Source organism: Nonomuraea jabiensis, from assembly GCF_014204795.1.
Lineage (GTDB): Bacteria > Actinomycetota > Actinomycetes > Streptosporangiales > Streptosporangiaceae > Nonomuraea > Nonomuraea jabiensis.
The window spans coordinates 9,278,021-9,296,535 of the sequence record NZ_JACHMB010000001.1 but is presented as its reverse complement, the minus strand read 5'-3'; the positions used below and the strand labels follow the sequence as shown (position 1 = coordinate 9,296,535).

At 67.4% G+C, this 18,515-nt stretch carries 20 protein-coding genes; 6 read left to right on the top strand and 14 right to left on the bottom strand.

Going from position 1 to position 18,515, the window contains the following annotated elements:
• Positions 1–37: 37 nt before the first annotated feature.
• The 4 genes from HD596_RS42405 to HD596_RS42390 are packed head-to-tail and all read right to left on the bottom strand — an operon-like array spanning position 38 to position 3,747.
• Entirely contained in the window at positions 38–2,272 is a 2,235-nt protein-coding gene (locus HD596_RS42405; protein WP_185075050.1) for a heavy metal translocating P-type ATPase, read from the bottom strand.
• 21 nt (positions 2,273–2,293) lie between these two features.
• The gene (locus HD596_RS42400; RefSeq protein ID WP_185075049.1) at positions 2,294–3,235 is read right to left on the bottom strand and encodes a DUF8832 domain-containing protein; all 942 of its coding nucleotides are present in this window, start codon (positions 3,233–3,235) and stop codon (positions 2,294–2,296) included.
• Positions 3,232–3,441: a heavy-metal-associated domain-containing protein gene (locus HD596_RS42395; RefSeq protein WP_185075048.1), complete on the bottom strand. Its 210-nt coding sequence runs from the start codon at positions 3,439–3,441 to the stop codon at positions 3,232–3,234. The genes HD596_RS42400 and HD596_RS42395 overlap by 4 nt, the downstream gene beginning before the upstream one ends.
• 24 nt (positions 3,442–3,465) lie before the next feature.
• On the bottom strand, positions 3,466–3,747 hold the full coding sequence (locus HD596_RS42390) for a metal-sensitive transcriptional regulator (RefSeq protein WP_185075047.1): 282 nt from the start codon (positions 3,745–3,747) through the stop codon (positions 3,466–3,468).
• 428 nt (positions 3,748–4,175) lie between these two features.
• Here HD596_RS42390 and HD596_RS42385 point away from each other — a divergent pair, with 428 nt between their 5' ends.
• Positions 4,176–5,141 carry a C40 family peptidase gene (locus HD596_RS42385; RefSeq protein ID WP_313046317.1) on the top strand — a complete coding sequence of 322 codons (966 nt, stop codon included), beginning with the start codon at positions 4,176–4,178 and terminating at the stop codon, positions 5,139–5,141.
• 113 nt (positions 5,142–5,254) lie between these two features.
• Here HD596_RS42385 and HD596_RS42380 read toward each other — a convergent pair whose 3' ends face one another.
• The 6 genes from HD596_RS42380 to HD596_RS42355 form a co-directional block, all read right to left on the bottom strand.
• Positions 5,255–6,424, bottom strand: a complete 1,170-nt coding sequence (locus HD596_RS42380; protein WP_185075046.1) for an aminotransferase class V-fold PLP-dependent enzyme — start codon at positions 6,422–6,424, stop codon at positions 5,255–5,257.
• Complete coding sequence (locus HD596_RS42375; protein ID WP_221519791.1) at positions 6,421–7,164, bottom strand: amino acid ABC transporter ATP-binding protein; 744 nt, start codon at positions 7,162–7,164, stop codon at positions 6,421–6,423. The genes HD596_RS42380 and HD596_RS42375 overlap by 4 nt, the downstream gene beginning before the upstream one ends.
• Positions 7,161–7,808: an amino acid ABC transporter permease gene (locus HD596_RS42370; RefSeq protein ID WP_185075045.1), complete on the bottom strand. Its 648-nt coding sequence runs from the start codon at positions 7,806–7,808 to the stop codon at positions 7,161–7,163. The genes HD596_RS42375 and HD596_RS42370 overlap by 4 nt, the downstream gene beginning before the upstream one ends.
• Positions 7,808–8,488 (bottom strand): transporter substrate-binding domain-containing protein, encoded by a 681-nt coding sequence (locus tag HD596_RS42365; RefSeq protein WP_221519790.1) that lies wholly within the window; start codon positions 8,486–8,488, stop codon positions 7,808–7,810. The genes HD596_RS42370 and HD596_RS42365 overlap by 1 nt, the downstream gene beginning before the upstream one ends.
• A gap of 1,682 nt (positions 8,489–10,170) precedes the next feature.
• Entirely contained in the window at positions 10,171–10,608 is a 438-nt protein-coding gene (locus tag HD596_RS42360; RefSeq protein WP_185075043.1) for a hypothetical protein, read from the bottom strand.
• Positions 10,601–11,401: an alpha/beta fold hydrolase gene (locus HD596_RS42355; protein WP_185075042.1), complete on the bottom strand. Its 801-nt coding sequence runs from the start codon at positions 11,399–11,401 to the stop codon at positions 10,601–10,603. Before HD596_RS42355 ends, HD596_RS42360 begins: the two co-directional genes overlap by 8 nt.
• 1,358 nt (positions 11,402–12,759) lie before the next feature.
• Between HD596_RS42355 and HD596_RS42350 the strand changes: the two genes are divergently transcribed.
• Together HD596_RS42350 and HD596_RS42345 are read left to right on the top strand one after the other, a co-directional pair.
• Positions 12,760–13,059: a hypothetical protein gene (locus tag HD596_RS42350; RefSeq protein ID WP_185075041.1), complete on the top strand. Its 300-nt coding sequence runs from the start codon at positions 12,760–12,762 to the stop codon at positions 13,057–13,059.
• Positions 13,059–13,556 (top strand): inorganic diphosphatase, encoded by a 498-nt coding sequence (locus HD596_RS42345; RefSeq protein WP_185075040.1) that lies wholly within the window; start codon positions 13,059–13,061, stop codon positions 13,554–13,556. The genes HD596_RS42350 and HD596_RS42345 overlap by 1 nt, the downstream gene beginning before the upstream one ends.
• Positions 13,557–13,823: 267 nt before the next feature.
• Here HD596_RS42345 and HD596_RS65865 read toward each other — a convergent pair whose 3' ends face one another.
• Positions 13,824–14,273, bottom strand: coding sequence for a TetR/AcrR family transcriptional regulator (locus HD596_RS65865; protein WP_376776163.1), 450 nt, complete (start codon positions 14,271–14,273; stop codon positions 13,824–13,826).
• On the opposite strand from HD596_RS65865, the gene HD596_RS62655 reads away from it, so the two are divergent.
• From HD596_RS62655 to HD596_RS42330, 3 genes are all read left to right on the top strand, one after another.
• Positions 14,245–14,391 carry a hypothetical protein gene (locus HD596_RS62655; protein ID WP_246555251.1) on the top strand — a complete coding sequence of 49 codons (147 nt, stop codon included), beginning with the start codon at positions 14,245–14,247 and terminating at the stop codon, positions 14,389–14,391. The two genes, HD596_RS65865 and HD596_RS62655, sit on opposite strands and share 29 nt — an antisense overlap.
• Positions 14,392–14,600: 209 nt before the next feature.
• The gene (locus tag HD596_RS42335; protein WP_185075039.1) at positions 14,601–14,792 is read left to right on the top strand and encodes a hypothetical protein; all 192 of its coding nucleotides are present in this window, start codon (positions 14,601–14,603) and stop codon (positions 14,790–14,792) included.
• A gap of 5 nt (positions 14,793–14,797) precedes the next feature.
• On the top strand, positions 14,798–15,361 hold the full coding sequence (locus HD596_RS42330) for a hypothetical protein (protein ID WP_221519788.1): 564 nt from the start codon (positions 14,798–14,800) through the stop codon (positions 15,359–15,361).
• A 437-nt stretch (positions 15,362–15,798) separates the two neighbouring features.
• Here the strand turns inward: HD596_RS42330 and HD596_RS42325 are convergent, their stop codons facing one another.
• The 3 genes from HD596_RS42325 to HD596_RS42315 all read right to left on the bottom strand — a co-directional run bounded on the left by HD596_RS42325 (position 15,799) and on the right by HD596_RS42315 (position 18,365).
• On the bottom strand, positions 15,799–16,404 hold the full coding sequence (locus HD596_RS42325; protein WP_185075037.1) for a hypothetical protein: 606 nt from the start codon (positions 16,402–16,404) through the stop codon (positions 15,799–15,801).
• 507 nt (positions 16,405–16,911) lie between these two features.
• Positions 16,912–17,544 (bottom strand): TetR/AcrR family transcriptional regulator, encoded by a 633-nt coding sequence (locus HD596_RS42320; protein ID WP_185075036.1) that lies wholly within the window; start codon positions 17,542–17,544, stop codon positions 16,912–16,914.
• Positions 17,541–18,365 carry a class I SAM-dependent methyltransferase gene (locus HD596_RS42315; RefSeq protein ID WP_185075035.1) on the bottom strand — a complete coding sequence of 275 codons (825 nt, stop codon included), beginning with the start codon at positions 18,363–18,365 and terminating at the stop codon, positions 17,541–17,543. The genes HD596_RS42320 and HD596_RS42315 overlap by 4 nt, the downstream gene beginning before the upstream one ends.
• Positions 18,366–18,515: the final 150 nt, after the last annotated feature.

Sequence of the window (18,515 nt, the reverse complement as noted above, 5' to 3'; positions counted from 1 at the left end):
CTCCGAGCCGATCGGCCCGGAGCCATTGCGGTTGGACCTACTTGAAGCGGCGTAGCCGCAGGCTGTTGCTGACCACGAAGACGCTGGAGAACGCCATCGCGGCTCCGGCGATCATCGGGTTGAGCAGCCCCAGCGCGGCCAGCGGCAGTGCCGCCACGTTGTAGGCGAAGGCCCAGAACAGGTTGCTCTTGATCGTGCCGAGCGTCCTGCGCGACAGGCGGATGGCGTCGGCCGCCACCCGCAGGTCGCCGCGGACCAGGGTGAGGTCGGAGGCCTCGATGGCGGCGTCGGTGCCGGTGCCCATCGCCAGCCCGAGGTCGGCCTGGGCGAGCGCGGCGGCGTCGTTGACGCCGTCTCCGACCATGGCCACGACCTTGCCCTCGGCCTGCAGCTTCTTGACCACGTCGACCTTGTCGGCGGGCAATACCTCGGCGATCACCTCGTCGATGCCCACCTCGGCCGCCACCGTCCTGGCCACGGCCTCGTTGTCACCGGTCAGCAACACCGGGGTAAGGCCGAGTGACCGGAACCGCTCGATGGCCTCCTTGCTCGTGGGTTTCACCACGTCGGCCACCACGAGCACCGCGCGGGCCTCGCCGTCCCAGCCGACCGCCACCGCCGTCCGGCCGGCGGCCTGGGCGGCGTGCAGCTCTCGCTCCAGCTCGGGCGTGAGGTGCTGTGACCACTCCTCCAGCAGCCTGGGCCGGCCCACCAGCACGGCGTGCCCGTCGACGATGCCCTGCACGCCGAGCCCTTCCATGTTGGCGAAGTCCTCCGGCGCAGGAAGCCCGCCGACGCGGGCGGCAGCACCCTTGGCGATGGCCTGGGCGATCGGGTGCTCGGAGGCGTGCTCCAGCGCCCCGGCGAGGCGCAGCACCTCGGACTCGTCCTGGCCCTCGGCCACATGGACATCGGTCAGGGTCATCTTGCCCTCGGTGACCGTGCCGGTCTTGTCCAGCACGATCGTGTCGATGCGGCGGGTGGACTCCAGCACCTCCGGCCCCTTGATCAGGATGCCCAGCTGAGCACCCCGCCCGGTGCCCACCAGGAGCGCCGTCGGCGTGGCCAGCCCCAGCGCGCACGGGCAAGCGATGATCAACACCGCCACTGCGGCGGTGAAGGCGGCGCCCACGCCGTCGCCGGTACCCAGCCAGAACCCCAGGGTGCCGATGGCCAGCGCGATCACGATAGGCACGAAGATGCCCGAGATCCGGTCGGCCAGCCGCTGCACCTGCGCCTTACCGGTCTGGGCCTCCTCCACCAGCTTGGCCATCTGCGCGAGCTGCGTGTCGGCGCCCACCCGCGTGGCGCGGACGATCAGGCGCCCGCCCGCGTTCACGGTGGCGCCCGTGACCGTGTCGCCGGCCCGGACCTCGACGGGTACGGACTCGCCGGTCAGCATGGAGGCGTCGACCGCCGAGGTGCCCTCCTCGATCACGCCATCGGTGGCGATCTTCTCGCCGGGCCGGACGACGAACCGGTCTCCCACATTGAGCTGGTCGCTCGGGATCCGCGTCTCCACACCGCCGCGCAACACTGCGACATCCTTGGCGCCCAGCTCCAGCAGAGCCCGCAGCGCCGCGCCGGCCCGCCGCTTGGAACGCGCCTCGAAATACCGGCCGGCCAGGATGAACGCCGTCACTCCCGCCGCCGCCTCCAGGTAGATGTTGCCCGAGCCGTCACTGCGCTCGATGGTGAACGCGAACGGGTGCGTCATCCCCGGCGTGCCCGCGGTGCCGAAGAACAGGGCCCACAGCGACCAGCCGAGGGCGGCGAGCGTGCCGATCGAGATCAGCGTGTCCATGGTGGCGGCGCCGTGCCGGAGGTTGGTCCAGGCGGCCTTGTGGAACGGCCAGCCCGCGTACACCACCACCGGCGCGGCCAGCACCAGCGACAACCACTGCCAGTTGGTGAACTGCAACGGCGGGATCATCGCCATCGCGATCACTGGCACCGCCAGCACCACCGATGTCACCAGCCGCTGCCGCAGTGGCTGGAGCTCGTCCTGCGGCTCCTGCTCGGCCGCTTCCGTCTTGGGCGGCGCGGGCAGAGCGGCCGTGTAGCCGGCCTTCTCCACCTCGGCGATGAGCTGCTGCGGGTCGACGTCCTCGGGGAAGGTGACCTTGGCCTTCTCCGTGGCGTAGTTGACCGTCGCCGTCACGCCGTCCATCTTGTTGAGCTTGCGCTCGATCCGGTTGGCGCACGAGGCGCACGTCATGCCGCCGATCGAGAGCTCGACCGCGTTCTGCCGGTCGTCAGTGACAGAGGACATCACCGTTCTCCTTTCTCTCGCTCAGTGGCCGTGCCCGCTGGGCGCCGGCGTCGGGATCGCCGGCTGCCGACCCGCGCCGAGGGTGAAGTCGGCGGTGCGGACCTCGCCCTCGTGCTGGAAGTCCAGGAACAGCCGGTAGTCGCCGGTGCTGGGCACCTCGGCGTAGAAGACGATCTCCGGTCCGGCCTTGGTCTTGCCGTCGCCGGGCTCACCGTCCGGGTGGACGTGCAGGTAGGCCAGGTCCCTGGCGCGCAGGGCGACCAGGTGGCCGTAGGCGCCGAGGTAAGGCTGCAGGTCGGTCACCGGCTTGCCGTCCTTGCTGACCCTCAGGGTGAGCTTGCTCGCCTGCCCCGGCGTCAGCTCCCCTTCCAGGGTGACGGTGTATCCGTCGACGGTCGCGGTGCGGCTGTCCTGCGGCAGCGCCTCGGGCTTGTAGTCGCCTGCCACGGACAGGTCGGCGCCCAGCGTCAGCGCCTCACCGCCGGTGGGGGTGAAGTCGGCGAAGGCGCGGTACGCGCCTGCCTTCGGCAGTGTCAGCTTGACCGACCAGGTCCCGTCAGGCGTCATCTCCGGATGTACGTGCTGGAAGCTCCGAAGGTCGCGGGAGACGACGATGAAGTGCAACTTCTTGTCATGTTCGACCTGGTAGTCGGTGACTGGCCCGCCATCGGGTCCGGTCACGGTGAAGCGGACGTCGGTCGGCTCTCCCGGCTTGATCGTCTCGGTGAGCGGGTTGAGGGTGTAACCGTTCTCGGACACTTGGAGCCCCCCAGGGGTATCGTTCGTCGCCTGCTGGGTGGCGTGCTCCCCATGTTCCGCGCTCGCGGTGGGCGCCGTCATGGCGCTGTGGTCCTCCACCGCCGGTGCCGCGACCGGCCCGAACGCCTTCCCCGCCCCTAAGGCGCCGCCGAAGACGACGGCCAGGCCCAGGACATAGGAGCCGAGCTTCGTTGCGGTGTTCATGGGTTCGCCACCTCGTATCCGGCCTCCTCGACTGCGGCGGCGATCTTCGCCGCGTCGACGGGGCCGTCGCTGTCCACGGTCAGCAGCCCGGTGGCCAGGTCGACTTCGACGTTCGTGACGCCGGCGACCTCGCTGACCTCTTCTTTCACCGAGCTGACGCAGTGGCCGCAGGTCATGCCCTTGACGGTGTAAGTGGCGGTGCTCATAGCGATCTCTCCTTCACATCCGGGTCAGGAACGAACAAGTCTGGCGATGGCGTCGGAGGCTTCCTTGACCTTCGCCTCCGCCTCCGGACCGCCCTTGAGGGTGGCCTCGGCTACACAGTGGGCCAGGTGCTCCTCGAGCAACGACAGGGAGAACGACCTCAGCGCGCTTGTGGCCGCGGACACTTGCGTGAGGATGTCGATGCAGTACTTGTCCTCTTCGACCATCCGCTGCAGACCGCGGATCTGCCCTTCCACACGGCGCAGCCGCATCGCATGGTCCTGCTTGCTGTCGGTGTATCCGGCCATGTCAGTTCTCCCATCGGGTCTGTCGCCCGGAACAACACTATACCCCCCTATGGTATTCCCGTGGTCAAGAGCCATCCATGTGGTCGATGACGAGATCATCGCGATGCCGGGCGTCCAGTTCTTCTCCACGGGCCGGCTTTCATGACCGTCCGTCCCGCCGCCCGCATGGGCCGTACCAACCCAACCGGCTCGGCGTCCGGGTGTGCCGGCTCCTGACCGGGCGCATGAACGCCGTGGAGGTGGCCCGCGTATCTCCATGAGGATCGTCAGACCATCCGCTATGCGTCATAGTAAGTCCTCACCTCACGAACCGAACTGTCACGAACGGGACCGGCAGACCTTCAAGGTCTGTAATATTTCGCTGCAGGTTTGGATAAGTACGAGGAGGCGTCGTAGTGGCCGTGCCGACATGGCTTGGGTGAACAGCGGTGGCCGCCCTGGCACTGGCCGCATCGATCGCCGCCCCGGGCGCCGCCGTCGCCGAACCGTCGCCCGCCAAGGCCCGGGCCAAGCTCGTGAAGCTCAACGAGCAAGCCGACCAACTGGTCGAGAAGTTCAACCAGGCCGGCGAGACGTTCAAAAGCGCCAAGAAGAAGTACACCGCGCTCAATGACGAACTCGCCCGCAAGAACGTTCGGGCCGACGAGCTGCGCCGCGACCTCGTCACGGCCGCGGTCAACGACTACCAGGTGGGCCCGTTGCCGCTCTGGGGACGCCTCATCGGCCAGAGCGACCCGCAGGCGCTCCTCAGCAGCATGGCCTCCCTCCAGGAGATCGCCGAGGCCAGAGCGGCCAAGATCCGCGCCTACGAGGCGGCCACCAAGGAGCTGCGCGACCGGCGCGACGAGGCCAAAACCGCCCTGGCCGCGGCCGAGACCGCCCGCGACAAGGTCCGCGACGAGAAGAGCAAGGTCGACAAGCTGGTCAAGGAGCAGACCAAACTCCTGCGCGAGCTCGGCGCCTTCAAGACCGGCGACCCCAGCAGCCCCGGCATCCAGTACACCGGCCCCGCCTCCGGCAACGCCCGCTTAGCGCTCCAGTTCGCCTTCGCCCAGATCGGCAAGCCCTACCGGTACGGCGGCACCGGCCCGGGCTCCTACGACTGCTCCGGCCTCACCCAGGCCGCCTGGCGACAGGGAGGCGTCGAACTGCCCCGCACCACCTACACACAATGGGGCTGGGGCGCCAGCCGCCGCGTCCCCCTGGACCAACTGCAACCCGGCGATCTGCTCTTCAGCAAGGGCCCGGGACACATGGGCATGTACGCCGGCAACGGCAAGATGGTCCACGCCCCCCCCCGACCGGAGACGTCATCAAAATCAGCACCCTCGACGACTACTGGTGTAGCCGCCTGCTCGGCGCGGTCCGCCCGTAAGGTGCTCACCCGCACCTGAGCCCGAGAAGGACAGCTGCCGACCGCAGAAGCCAGGCACCGCGGGCCGGCCCGGCGAACCCCCTAGCGCCCCGGAAGCAGGTCCGGGACGCTACGACAGGCGCCGTGTCCCGGTTACCTGGTCGGCAAACCCCTGCACAGCTCGGCCAGTTCGTCCGTGGTGTTGTAGTAGTGGACGGAGGCGCGTACCACCTCCACCAGTCCCCGCTCCGTCATGTCCAGGAGCGTCGAGGGGGCGCGCGAGACGCTGACGTTGATCGATCGGGCGGCGAGCCCGGCCTTGATCTCGTCCGCGGGCACACCGTCGAGCGTGAAGGTGACGATGCCGCATCGCTCCGCGCCCTGGTCACGCACCCGGCAACCGGGAACGGCCTCCAGTTGCTCGCGCAGCCGGGCCGCCAGGGTGTAGACGCGGTCGCGAATGCTCTCCAGCCCCCAGCCGAGCGCCTCGTCGATCGCCGCCCCCAGGCCCAGGCGGGCGGCCACGCCGTACTCCCAGCTCTCGAATCTGCGTGCGCCCGGCTGGACCTCGTACCGCTCCCGGCTGAGCCAGCGGGCCGCCCGCAGGTCGAGAAAGGCCGGTTCCAGTTGGTCCAGCACCCCGTTCCGGACGTAGAGCAAGCCCGTGCCGCGCGGCGCGCGCAGGTACTTGCGGCCTGTGGTGGAGAGCAGGTCGCAGCCGAGTTGACCAACGTCGATCGGGAGCTGCCCCACCGACTGGCAGGCGTCCAGCAGGAACAGGGCGCCTGCCTCTTTGGCGACCTTGCCGACTTCGGCCGCAGGGTTGACCAGGCCGCCGTTGGTGGGAATGTGGGTGAGCGAGATGAGCCGGACGCGCTCGTCCACCAGGTCGCGGAGCGCGTCGACGGAGATCTGGCCGAGCCCGTCGTTCGGCACGACCTCCACGTGCACGCCGAAGCGCTGGGCGGCCTGCAGGTAGGCGATGAAGTTGCTGGCGTACTCGGCCTTGCTGGTGAGGATGCGGTCGCCCTGCTCGAAGCGGATGGAGTAGAAGGCCAGGTCCCAGGCGCGCGTGGCGCTGTCGAGGATCGCGATCTCCCCTGGAGCGCAGTTCAGCAGCCGGGCCGCCGAGGTGTAGACGGCGTCCAACCGGTCGGCGGCGTCAGCGGCGGCCTCATATCCGCCTATTTCCGCTTCGAGGCGGAGATGGTCGATGGTCGTCTCGAGCACCGCGCTCGACGGCAGCGCGGATCCGGCGTTGTTGAGATGGGCGACCTTCCGCACGCCCGGGGTGAGCGCGCGGGCCCGCTCGACGTCGATCACGAGGCCACCAGTTGCAGGAAGGTCCGCACCCGGGGATGGGCGGGCTTGGTGAAGAAGCTCGACGGCGGCCCCTGCTCGATCACCGTGCCGCCGTCCATGAACACGACCCGGTCGGCCACTTCCCGGGCGAACGCGGTCTCGTGCGTCACCACCACCATCGTCATCCCTTCTCGCGCGAGCTCGCGCATCACCTGGAGCACCTCGGCGTGCAACTCGGGATCGAGCGCGGACGTGGGCTCGTCGAACAAGATCACCTCGGGCTCCATGGCCAGTGCCCTGGCGATGGCGACGCGCTGCTTCTGCCCGCCGGACAGCTTGGCCGGGTAGCAGTCGTACTTGTCGCCGAGGCCGACCCGTCCCAGCAACCTCCGTCCGAGGTCGGCGGCCTGCGCCCGGGGCAGGCCGCGTACCGAGACGGGGCCCTCCATCACGTTCTGCAGCGCCGTCATGTGCGGGAACAGGTTGAACTGCTGGAAGACCATCGCGGTGTGCCGGCGGATGTCGCGTACGGCCCGTTTGGACAGAGCGGCCCCGCAGTCCAACCCGGCGCCGCACACGCTCACGCTGCCCGCTTCGGGGCTCTCCAGGAGGTTGAGACAGCGGATCAGCGTCGTCTTGCCGGAGCCGGACGGACCCATGACCACGACCACCTCGCCCCGCTCGACGTCCAGGTCGATGCCCTTGAGGACTTCCAGATCACCGAAACGCTTGCACAATCCGCGAACGCTCACGATCGTCATGCGTAGGCCCTCCTCATCCGCTTCTCCAGCGCCTGCTGGCCGATCTGCAACACGGTGTTGACCAGCCAGTAGAGGATGCCGACCAGCAGCAGCGCCTCCATGTACCGGAACGTCGAGGTGCCGATGCCCTCGGCGATCCTGGTCAACTCGACCACGGTGACCGCGGAGGCCAGCGAGGTGTCCTTCATGAGCGCGACGAACCTGCTGCCCACAGCCGGCGTGGCGATCCTGATCGCCTGCGGGAAGATGACCCGCCGCAGGGTCTTCCAGTACGGCATCGCCATCGAGGCGGCCGCCTCCCACTGCCCTTTGTCCACGCCGAGCACTCCGGCGCGGAAGTTCTCGCTCAAGTACGCGGCGCTGAACAGGGTGAACGCCACGATCGCCGATGGGATGGGCGGAATCTCCAGCCCGAGTTGCGGCAGCCCGTAATAGACGATCATGATCTGGATGAGCAGCGGCGTGCCCCTGAACACCGACACGTACGCGGCCGCGAGGGCGCGCAACACCCGGCTCCCGGAGATGCGGCCCAGCGTGATCATCGCGCCGAGGGCACTGCCCAGGATGAACGAGACCACGCCGAGCATGAGCGTGATGCCCAGACCCGCGATCAGGTCAGGGAAGAAGTCGACGAGCAGGTCCATCACACCTTCCCCAGCTCTTCGGCCATGTCCAGGCCCCCCAGCCACTTGCGGGAGATCGTGGCGAGGGTGCCGTCGGAGATCATGTCGCCCAGGGCCTTGTCCACGGCCTGCTTGAACGCGGTGGAGCCCTTGGCGAACGAGATGCCGTTCACCTCCGACTCGAGCAGCGGACCGGCCGGCTTGACCGCCAGGCCGTTCTTCTGCGCCAGGAACGCGCCCTGGAAGCGCGAGCACAGCGCGGCGTCCGCGCGGCCCCTGCCTACCTCGGTCAGGCCGAGCGTGGCGTTGTCATAGGTCTTGATGTCGGCGTCCGGGATCGTTTTCTTGGCGAAGGCCGCCTGGGTCGTGCCCGCCGTGACCGCGATCTTCTTTCCCTTCAGGTCGGCCACGCCGCCGATGCCGGAGGCGCTGGCCACGAAGATCGATATTCCGTTCACCTCGTACGGGCGGGAGAAGTCGACCTGCTTCTTACGTTCGTCGGTGATGGTCTGGCCCGAGACGACCGCGTCGAAGCGGCCCGCCTGGACGCCCGCGATGAAGCTCTGGAAGTTCGACGCCACGAACTCGACCTTGGCGATCCCCATGCGCCGTGCCAGTTCGTTGGCCACATCCACGTCGTAACCCGCGGGTTTGCCGTTCTCCAGGAAGTTCCATGGCGGGTTGGCCTGGGTCTGGGCCACCCGGAGGACGCCTGCCGCCTTGACTCGCTGCAGCAGGTCGCCATCGCCAGGCCCGGAACCGCATCCAGCCAGAACGATCACTAGGACTACGAGGGAAGATGTCCGAAAAAATGCTGACGCCATGGCCATGCCCTTCCTCTCGCGCTGACGCGCGACCAGTCGGCACAAGGCCCCCGCGGGCCCGGGACGTCTCTCCCGTGGATTCGGGAGAAGGCGTCGAGGCCCCCAAATGCCACCCATATACCGTTATGGGGCACATGGGCTATTTCCGGGTACACGGTCCCTCACGGAGGGACATGGTGTCAAGTACCCCCTAGGGGTACATTTGGGATAGCCCGAAAAGGACATCCACCTCCTCGACGCCAGGAGGCTGGCTTTACTCCCTACCGGTATGACAGGGAGCTGTATGGGTGCGACCGCATCCACGCACACTCGACCGGGACAGGCCGAGCAAGATGTCAGGCTTCGACATCAGCGTCATCGTGCCGGCGGAGCCGCTCCTCGGCGAGGCCTGGCGTGCGCTGCTCAGGCCCTTTGCCGGACATCGGCTAAGTCGCGGCCACCTTATCCGTTGGGCAGGCAGCCGAACTGCTGTCCCGAGGGCGGCCACATACCGTGCTCATCGATGTCACCTGAGAGCGGCGGCCGGAGATCGTCAACCGCCTGCGCGGCGCCGTATCTGATGCGGGCATGGTGCTGCCGGCAGAGGACCACACGGTCACCGAGGCGTGAGCGTGCTGGCCATGGGAGCCTCAGGCTGCGTGGCGCGCGACGCCGAGGTCGCCGAGTTACTACGTGCAGTGGTGGCGGCAGCGCGTGGCAAGATCATCCTGCCGCCTGCACTGGCCGCGCAGGCACTGGCCACCCTGGCCCGCGGGGAAGAACCCAACCGACAAGGCGATCGACCTGTCCCCGCGCGAGGCGCACGTGCTCACACTGATTACGCACGGGCTGACCCACAAGGTTGTCGCGTAGGAACTGTTCTTGAACGTCCACCCCTCCTAACGTCCGAATTGGACAGGAAGGAGCGAACGAGGCACGCGGTGCTCTACAGCGCCTTCGCCGCGCTTGCGATCTTGCTGCTCTGGCCACTGGCCGCGACCGCCCGTCTCGCGAGCCGTCTCCTTTGAGGCCATCATGAGCCCGACCCACTCCCCTGCTGTTCCTCGTCGGACTGCTCATGTCAACGAACCGCTGCGAGCCGGTGACGCGCGTCGCCGTGCTCGGCACGCTGGCCGAGTCCCACACCGAACCCGTCCCCTACGATCTTGCCGCCCTGGTCACCTTGGTCCGGGAGCAACGCCCGGACCTGTTGCGCCCGGAATCACCCCGAAGCGGTGGGCCGACCATTCCTTTGACGACCTGCCACCGAACTATCGCAACGCGCTGCTTCCGCGCTGCCCATCAGACCGACAACGTCACACACCCTGCGCATCGCCGTCCGCGTCCATCAGGTCGCGACTGACGATCCGGGGTGACCCACATCCTGATCCACAACGTACGACGTGCCCTGCGAGCACTGCCAGGCCATCACCTCATCCGATACGACCAGTTCTCCGAGTAGAGAGGGCATGCTGGGGAGTCGCAGCTGCCGGCGCAACGTCCCATCAGGGCTGATGCCCCATGACGACCCGGCGGTGCTGTGCATGGCCCTACCCCCTGGCCGCCCCCGCCATGATGGTTCACCACAGTTGCGCCTGGACGAAGCCGATCAGCAGGACGGCAAAGCCACCGATCTCCCCCACGATCAGTCCGACCATGAAGACAGTCGTGCCGCGAACCGGACGGCGAAGCTGGTTGTCGGTGTCCCGGCGCCAGCCGTGGTAGACGTACGTCCCGATCGCGGCCACGAAGAAGGCGACCACGACGCCGGCTGCGACGAGATCCACCACCGGTGGCCAGCCACTCAACTCCACGAACACGGCGATCAGCAGCGTCGCGAACGAGTACAGCAGCGCGGCCCGGTGAGCGATGTCCACGTAGGGATGAGCCAGGTGTTCCTCAGAGCGGATCATCTGCCGGTACTTCCATACGCCCAGTACCAAGGCCACCAGGAAGATCAGTCCGGCCACCAGCAGCACGATCGCGGTGTCGGTGCCGATTCCCGGACCGCTACGCATGATCGGCCCCCAGGAACGGGAGCAGCAGCGCGTAGGTCTCTTCCGGGCAGTCATCGTGCAGCGAGTGGCCGCCGCCTGACACAACATGTTCCTCCACGCTCGCGGGGAGGACGCGATCCTCGCTACCCCACAGCAGCAGGACGGGCATGTTGACAAGGCGCAGATCTTGTTCGGTGTCCGACCACCGCACCGAGCGCTCCATGCGCAGCATGTCCGCGAGCAGGGTTGCCCGCAGGCGCGACGACTTCATCATGTGCACGTAGTCATCCAGCCGATCCTTCGGCACGCGTTCTCGGTGGGCGAAGGACTTGCGCACTAAGTGCCGCGCCGAGCCTTCCAAGGCCAGGCGAACGGCGAGCTCACCGCCCAGGGGGAGCCGCGCAAGCCGGAACTCCCACGTGTCCCTGACATCGAGCCCGCCCGGCGCGATCAGCGCCAGGCGGGCCACCCGGTCGGGGTGCAGCTCAGCGAACCGTAACGCGAAACCCCCGCCCCAGGAGTGCCCGACGATCGCCGGCCGCCGCACGCCCACCCCGTCGAGAAAGCCGGCGATGGACCGGGCGATCCCGTCGGCTCCGAGCGAGAGGGCGCGGTCGAGGATCTCCATGGCACCTTGTCCCGGCGGGTCCAGTGCGTAGACGGTGTATTGCGGTGCAAGGACCTCGAGCATCGCCTGGAACGTGAGCTTCCACCCGCCGCTACCGGGCAGGAGCAGGACGGGCGGACCGTTTCCGGCTCGTGCGTAGTGAAAGCGGATCACCTCGGTATCCAGATAGGTCTCGTGAAGCAGCATTGTCGGCTCCCGCCTACTTCCTTCGCCTCAACGCACATCCACCCTATAAGTCGTACATTGTTGTACGAGTTACTGCGGGCCCGACTATACCCGCTCATCCGTCAACGACCATGGCGCGTACTCGGCGATGCGAGTGAAGCTCCTGCTCACCACCGCCCCTTTTCCGCTACCTGGTGGCAGGCCTCAGCCTGGCCAGCTTCACCGACTCATGGAAGACGTGCCCCGACATATGACAACGTGCCTACGAGCTCGGACGACCCGAGCGGCTACTCACGGAACGAAAGCTGCTCAACCGCCTCCCCAAGAGCGGCTACACCCGCCTGATCAGCACCGGCTGGCACATCTACCCGGTTGGCCTGCCGCTCGGGCTCGGCTTCGACATCTCGACCCAGGTGGGACTCGTTGGCGTCTCGGCCAGCGCTATCGCCGGAGGCGTCCCATGGCGACGAGAACGCGCGACACGGTCTGGCACTCTGCGCGAACGACTCCGACGCCGGAGTGAGTCGCGCTCGTCACGAACGTTCTCTCAGCGCCCGTGGCTTCCGGGGTCGTGCCTGGTTCCCGCGATCGTATTCCGTGTCCGGAGATCGTGCACGGTATGCTTCTGCGACTTCGGGGCCGTCGCCTATGGGTCCGGTCCACATCCGGCTGAGCACCGCCGTGCCTGAATTAGCGCGTCGCTTGGAAACGTGAGATCGGCCAAATCGTGCCGGGCAATGGCAGTCGAATGTCCGCGCCGGCGCCCGGTCAATGCGATCGAGCTTGTCCTAGGGAAACACGTTGCTACGCGCGATCCTCAATCGCGCCGTGGCACTGTGCCAAGCCAGCCGCAACTCGCCCCGCCCCCTGGCGGCTCCCTCCCGGTTGTGTCGCCAGGCGAGGCGGAGCATGTAAGGCGGCGGGGCGACTCGGAATATCTGCCTGGCGCCGGTGTGCCAGTCGAGATCCCGGATATGGCTGCCCCGTGCCCGACCTCGATCACACCGCACGGCCGGCACTGCTGTCCCGCCATCACCAGGACCCCATCGAGCTGGCCCCAGCCACGCTGGAAACTGCACGAGAAAGCCTCCACACCCGGCGAGATAACGATGACCTCGACCTGCGCACGCTACTGAAGCTCCTGACCGAACTCGAACCCCCACCAACCACGCAAGCCTGCCAAGTACGGGGCCTTCGTCCGTAGCGACCTGGATCCTCGGCCTCAAACTCGCCCCGCCACCTCGGGCGGCTCTGACCGGCCAGCGGACGCGGGCATATTATGGAAGTGATCAGTGGTGGCCTCCGCCGAGGCCGCCCCACCGAGTGGCTCTCCACCGTACCGGCCAATGGGTCCTGTCCTCGCGATGAGGAGGATGCCGGTGTTCGCTATGTTCCAGCCGAGCGATCGACCTTTTGATCGCCCCTATTGGCTGCCCTGGCACGGGCACGGCAACGGGCTGTCCTCCGACGCCTGGAGCGAACTGGGCGACGTGCCCGAGCGGCGCGTGGACGAGCTGCTGGATGCGGGAATCGCCGCCTGGGCGGCATATCGCCCCATGCCCGTCCGCGTGAGGGTGAGGCGCCGTACGCCTGCTCCCTATCGGGTGTGGGTGGACACCTGGAAGCACGCTCTGGCCGAGGATGTGACCAGCCGGCAGCTGCGGCGCAGGAGGTTGTGATGCAGTTCGATGTGATCGTGGAGACGCCGCGGGGGTCACGCAACAAGTACGAGATGGATCAGCTCAAACAGCAGATCAGGCTCGATCGAACGCTGTTCACCGCGACCGCCTACCCCTACGACTACGGGTTCGTGCCCGGAACGCTGGCCGAGGACGACGATCCGCTGGACGCGCTGGTGCTGGGCGAGGTGCCGACCTTTCCCGGATGCGTGATCAGCGCGCGTCCCGTGGCAGTGTTCTGGATGCACGATGAACACGGGCCGGATGCGAAGATCCTTTGCGTGCCCGCCAACGACAGCCGCTACGCGGACATCCAGGATCTGCTGGACGTCGATGTTCACGTACTTGGGGAGATCAGCCACTTCTTCGACGTCTACAAGGACCTCGAACCGGACAAAAGCACCGACACTCGAGGTTGGGAATCACGCGCGCAGGCAGAAGACGTGATCACGCGCGCCGCCCACCGGACAGCGCATGTTGCCTCAACCGTAAAATGATCAAGAAGAGACTCCAGCCTCAAAGCTCATCATGATCCCAAGTTGCTGTCAGCTCGGCAGGGCCAAGGGCGAGTGTTCGCTGGACGGAGCTTTGCTCGCCTCGCCATGAACGCCGCCAGGGACTACGTGACCTGCTGGCATCTACCCCAATTCTGGAAGCTGCGGGCCGCCTGCCGGCGAAGAGTACGCCCGCCACCCACCGCAGGGGCGGAGGGCTTCCGGCCCCGCGCGGCTTCGCCATGCTTCAGCGCGGAGGGCGCAACCCGGTCAGCGTGACCGCGACGAGTCGGCGGACTGCGGCTTCGGACGGCAACTTGCCGGCTCCGGACAGGGCGTGAAGTCAGTAACTCGCGAGTTCGTCGGGCGCGACGTCGTCTCGCAGGTCGCCAACGGCGGCGACCTCGACCAGAAAGTCTCGGAAAAGGTCGATGATCCGCTGCTGCGCATGGGCGACAAACTCGCCTCGGTGCAGGAGTGCCTCGAGCTCTTCGGTTCCGTGCCGCCCGCGATGGTGAGAGATGAGGGCGTAGCGCTCGAGTGCCGCTTCGAGCCGCTCACGGGCGCCGCCCGGGTGGTCCCGAAGTTCGGCGAGCCGTTCAAGGTGGCCGGTGACGTGACGTTACGTTCGTGGTAAGCGGTCAGGATCGCTTCCACATCCGGGAAGTACTTGTACAGTGTCGCGCGCCCAATGCCGACCTTCTCGGCGATCCGCGTCATCGTCACCGACATCAAGCCGTGCTCGGTCACCAGCGCCCACGTGGTTTCCAGGATCGCCTCACGCACGGTGTGGCGGTGCGTCTCGATCGTCTCGTTCCACAGCTTCGGCACCAGTTGAGTATACGTGGCGACCATAGTCGAGACAGTCTGTTTTTATATAGACACATCGTATCGAAAAACGCTATGGTCCGAAGCGGCTCGCCCACCACGCATACCGGAGGAATTTTCATGGCCGTCCCACCTCACTCCCCTGACCCCAGAGACAGCCCCGACGTGGGCGCCGACCGTGGATCGTCTTCTGCTGCACCGCCCAGGGCGCCACGCTGGGTGAAGGTATCGGCGATCATCGTCGGCGTCCTGATCCTGTTCGTCCTGATCGTGAAACTCACAGGCCTCGGAGGCGAACACGGCCCCGGTCGGCACATGGGTGCCGGCGGCTCATCGCCGGTCGGCGTCATGGAAATCCAGGCGCTCCTCGACGACGGCTCGGGCCGTCCAACCCTCGAGGGCAGCCACTGATGCTCATGTCTCCCTCCATCCGCAAGGTCGTCCTCACCACACACGTCGCCACTTCGGTCGGCTGGCTCGGCGCGGTCCTTGCCTACCTCGGACTCGACATCACCGCTACAAGTAGCCAGGTAAGCAACACGGTGCGGGGTGCATACTCCGCGATGGAGGTCACGGTCGTGTACGTCATCGTCCCGTTGGCCCTCGCATCAGTGATCATCGGGATCGTCAATGCGCTGGGTACCCCATGGGGCCTGTTCAGGCACTACTGGGTGCTGGTGAAACTCCTGCTCACCGTCTTGGCGACCACCGTCTTACTCGTTGAGACATCGACCGTGAGTCACCTGGCACAAGCGGCAACGTCCGACGCCGATCCCAGGGGGCTTCCTGGCACGATGCCCCACTCCGTCGGCGGCCTTGTGGTGTTGCTCATCATCATGGTCCTCTCGGTGTTCAAGCCGCGGGGTGTGACCCGGTACGGCTGGCGGAAGCAGGACGAGCAACGACGCAGCAAGCGCGACCTGCGGCGCCCGCCGGGTAGACGCACTGGCTCTGTTGGCTTCGCCGAGTCAATCGACTGACTCCGTAAGACGTCGGCCCAGTGCGCCGGGATGCTTGGCTCGGATGTTCCTATCGCCAGCCTCGCTCACACTCTCCGGCATCGCCGACTTTTCAGCCGTCTGCAGGCGAACGAATGCCACGCCGTGAGGGCACTTCCTGACCTGCGGATCGACGTGGAGCAGCGTGCCCCGGCCGTTGTCGGCCATCCAGAGCTCGCGGCCGTCCAAGACCAAGTCATGCGGCTCTTCGCCCGCGCGCAAGGTTCTGGCCACTCGCCGGGCGAGGCGGTGGCCGCAATGAGCCACGAGTACCGGTTTCCGAGCCGGACCTCCCGGTCATCGGGGCTCGTGGCGATACGTTTCCGCAGGCCGGCGTTGGTCCTACGCCGCACACGCGATCAGGGCGATGAGCGGACCCTGCGCATGGTGCTGGTCATCGACGGCCGGTCTCCAGATGGTCATCGTGGTCGAATGCGGAGATCGAACCCATCGGCGGCGAGTTCGGTCAGGAAGACGAGCGGGTCCACCAGTTTCTCGATGTGCTGGACGCCGGGCGACAGAGCGGGCAGGCGGATGAGCAGCGCGGTGGCGCGGCTCATCCGCCGTCCGCTGAAGGATGCGTGGGCCGTGCCCGAGTTGACCGTCACAGCGAACCCTTCGTTCCCGAGATGGATCTGCTCCAGCGCCGTGAGCAGCAGATCGCGTACCTTCCGGCGGCGTAGCGGCCGGGCTGCGGGCCGCCCGGCCGCGGACAGCAGGCCGGTGGCGATGTGAGAGTCCATACACAGCCCCAGTGCGCCCGGCGGGCATGCCGAGAGTGCAGGGCAGCGTGTACTGATCCGAGAACGGGAGCGGTGAACGGTCCGCGTGCCGAAGAACGGCACGGGAAAACTCATCGTCCACGAGCCGTCGAACTGGCCCAGCCCATCCAGGGTCCAGGCGATCGCCGCTCGGCCGTGCTGCTCCTCCGAGCCGAGCAGCACTCCGATGCGCAGTTCCGTGGCCGGTGAGCGTTCGGCGCAGATGCGAGCCAGCAGGTTGGTGATGCCGGGGACAAGGCCCATCTTGAGGGGCTGCGGTTACGCCGAGTTCGCGGGCCAGGCCGTCCAGATGCTGGCTCTCGGCCAGCACATGGGGGGAGGCCGACACGTCCACGTACCCGATACCGCGTTCCAGGCAGGTGCGAGCTCCCCCGGCGTCGTCGATCTCGGCACACATGAGAATGGTCAGCCTTGTGCCGACTTCGAGGACCGCGGCGATGTTGCGCTCGGCGACCGCGCGCCGGTCGGGGACGGGCTGTCGCGCCGTGGTCCTGGCCGTGCGCGCCAGCTCACGACGCCGAACGCCCTCGGTGATTTCCGGGATTGCGGGTGACGTGATGCCAGGACCTCGCGCCTTTGCCCGTGAAAGTACAACGCTGGAGGTTCGGCCTTGAGTAGAGGTCAGCTGCTCGATGCCGGGTAAGCGCGAGCCACCGGCATCCCAAAGCCTTCGATGACCACGCCGCTGCGGGGAAGCTCGCATGCCGGCCGTTGTCGCGCTGGTCGCCGACACCCTATTCCTGCGCCCGATCACTCCGGTCGTATGGCCACTCCATACAGGCAGGTGGAGACGAGGTGGTCGACGAAGCCGGGCGGGACCTCGATGCCGGTGGCCGGCACGCCGCGGAACAGGTGCGGCAGGACGAGTTCGTGACAGGCCCCGACGACCATCGTGGCGGCGGCGTCGGGGTGACCCGCAGCGGACAAGCGGCCGATGGCTTGTTCGCCGCGCAGGTAATCGGCCAGCTTCGCGCGCAGACCCCGCCCCTCGGCCACTGGATTGTCCAGGGCGGCGAAGCGCATGAGAACCTCGGGCCGCGCCAACATGCCGGCGAAGGCGGGCATGATCGCCAGGTGCAACGCCACCCCGTAGGCGACGAAGGCACGGAGATTGCCCGCCAGATCACCCGATCCGGGCTCCGGGAGCGCAGGCAGGTCGCGCTCTACGGAGCGAACATGCGAATGCATGGCCAGGGCGAGAAGTTCTTCCTTGTCCGCAAAGTGGTTGTAGAGCACGCCGTCGGCCACCTGGGCCTCGCGGGCGATCGCCCGGACGGTCAGCCCGGCGGCGCCATGCCGGGCCAGCAGGCGCGCGGCGGCGGCCACCAGGTGGTCCGGCAGGCTCTCACCCTCGCTCAGAGCGGCCGCCCTGGGCGGGCTCACGGCCGGATCGCCGTAATGAGGTTGGCGGTGCCGCGCAGGCGTACGGCGTCGGGCTGCTCGAAGGGGCGCAGCGCGGAGACCAGCGCGGTGCGGGCCCGCAGCGCGGCCGCGGGGTCGCCTCGTTCCAGGAGGAAGCGAACAGGACCCCAGGCCATCAGGAAGTCTGCCGCGTCGTCGGCGTCGCTGCCCCACACCTGCATCGCCTCGACGGGCGTGGCCTCGACCTCGGCGAAGCCGGCCGCGGTGAACACCTCGCCGATGTGCCCAGGATCGGACAGCGACGTCGGCCCTACGCCGTCCTGGTCGGGTTCGGGCGCCGGCAGGTGGGCGGCGAGCGCATTCAGCACCGCGCCCAGGTCACTGTCACCTGCGGACCGCAGGCTGAGCATGGCCACCCGGCCACCACTGCGCAACCCGCGGGCGATGTTGGCGAAGGCGGCGACCGGATCGGCGAAGAACATGATCCCGAAGCGGCTCATGACCAGGTCGTAAGAGCCTGCTGGAAAGGGGTGGACCTGGGCATCACCCTGCTGGAAGTCGACGGCGGCGATCCCCTCCGCCTCCGCGGCGGCGCGGGCGACGTGCAACATGGGGGCTGACAGGTCGATCCCGGTGACGTGACCGGCGCGACGCGCGGCCAGCCGGGTGACCTGGCCGTTGCCGCAGCCGACGTCGAGCACCCGGTCTCCGTCCCTGACGTGATGCAGCAGGTAATCGTTGAATCCGCTGTTCACGGCGTCGTAGCGGGTGTAGTGATCGGCCCAGTGGTTGCCCTCGTAGCCGTTCCAGGCTTCCGCTTGGTGGGTGTTGACGATGGTCATCGGTAGCCTCTCGATCGTGAACAACTGTTCATGAATATATGTTCATAATGATCGCAAGAGTCGGTGACAGTCAAGCCATTCAGGATCCATGGATGCTGGGCCCGCGGACGCCGTTGAGCACGCAAGAGAGCTGACACGCCGCAGTCGCCG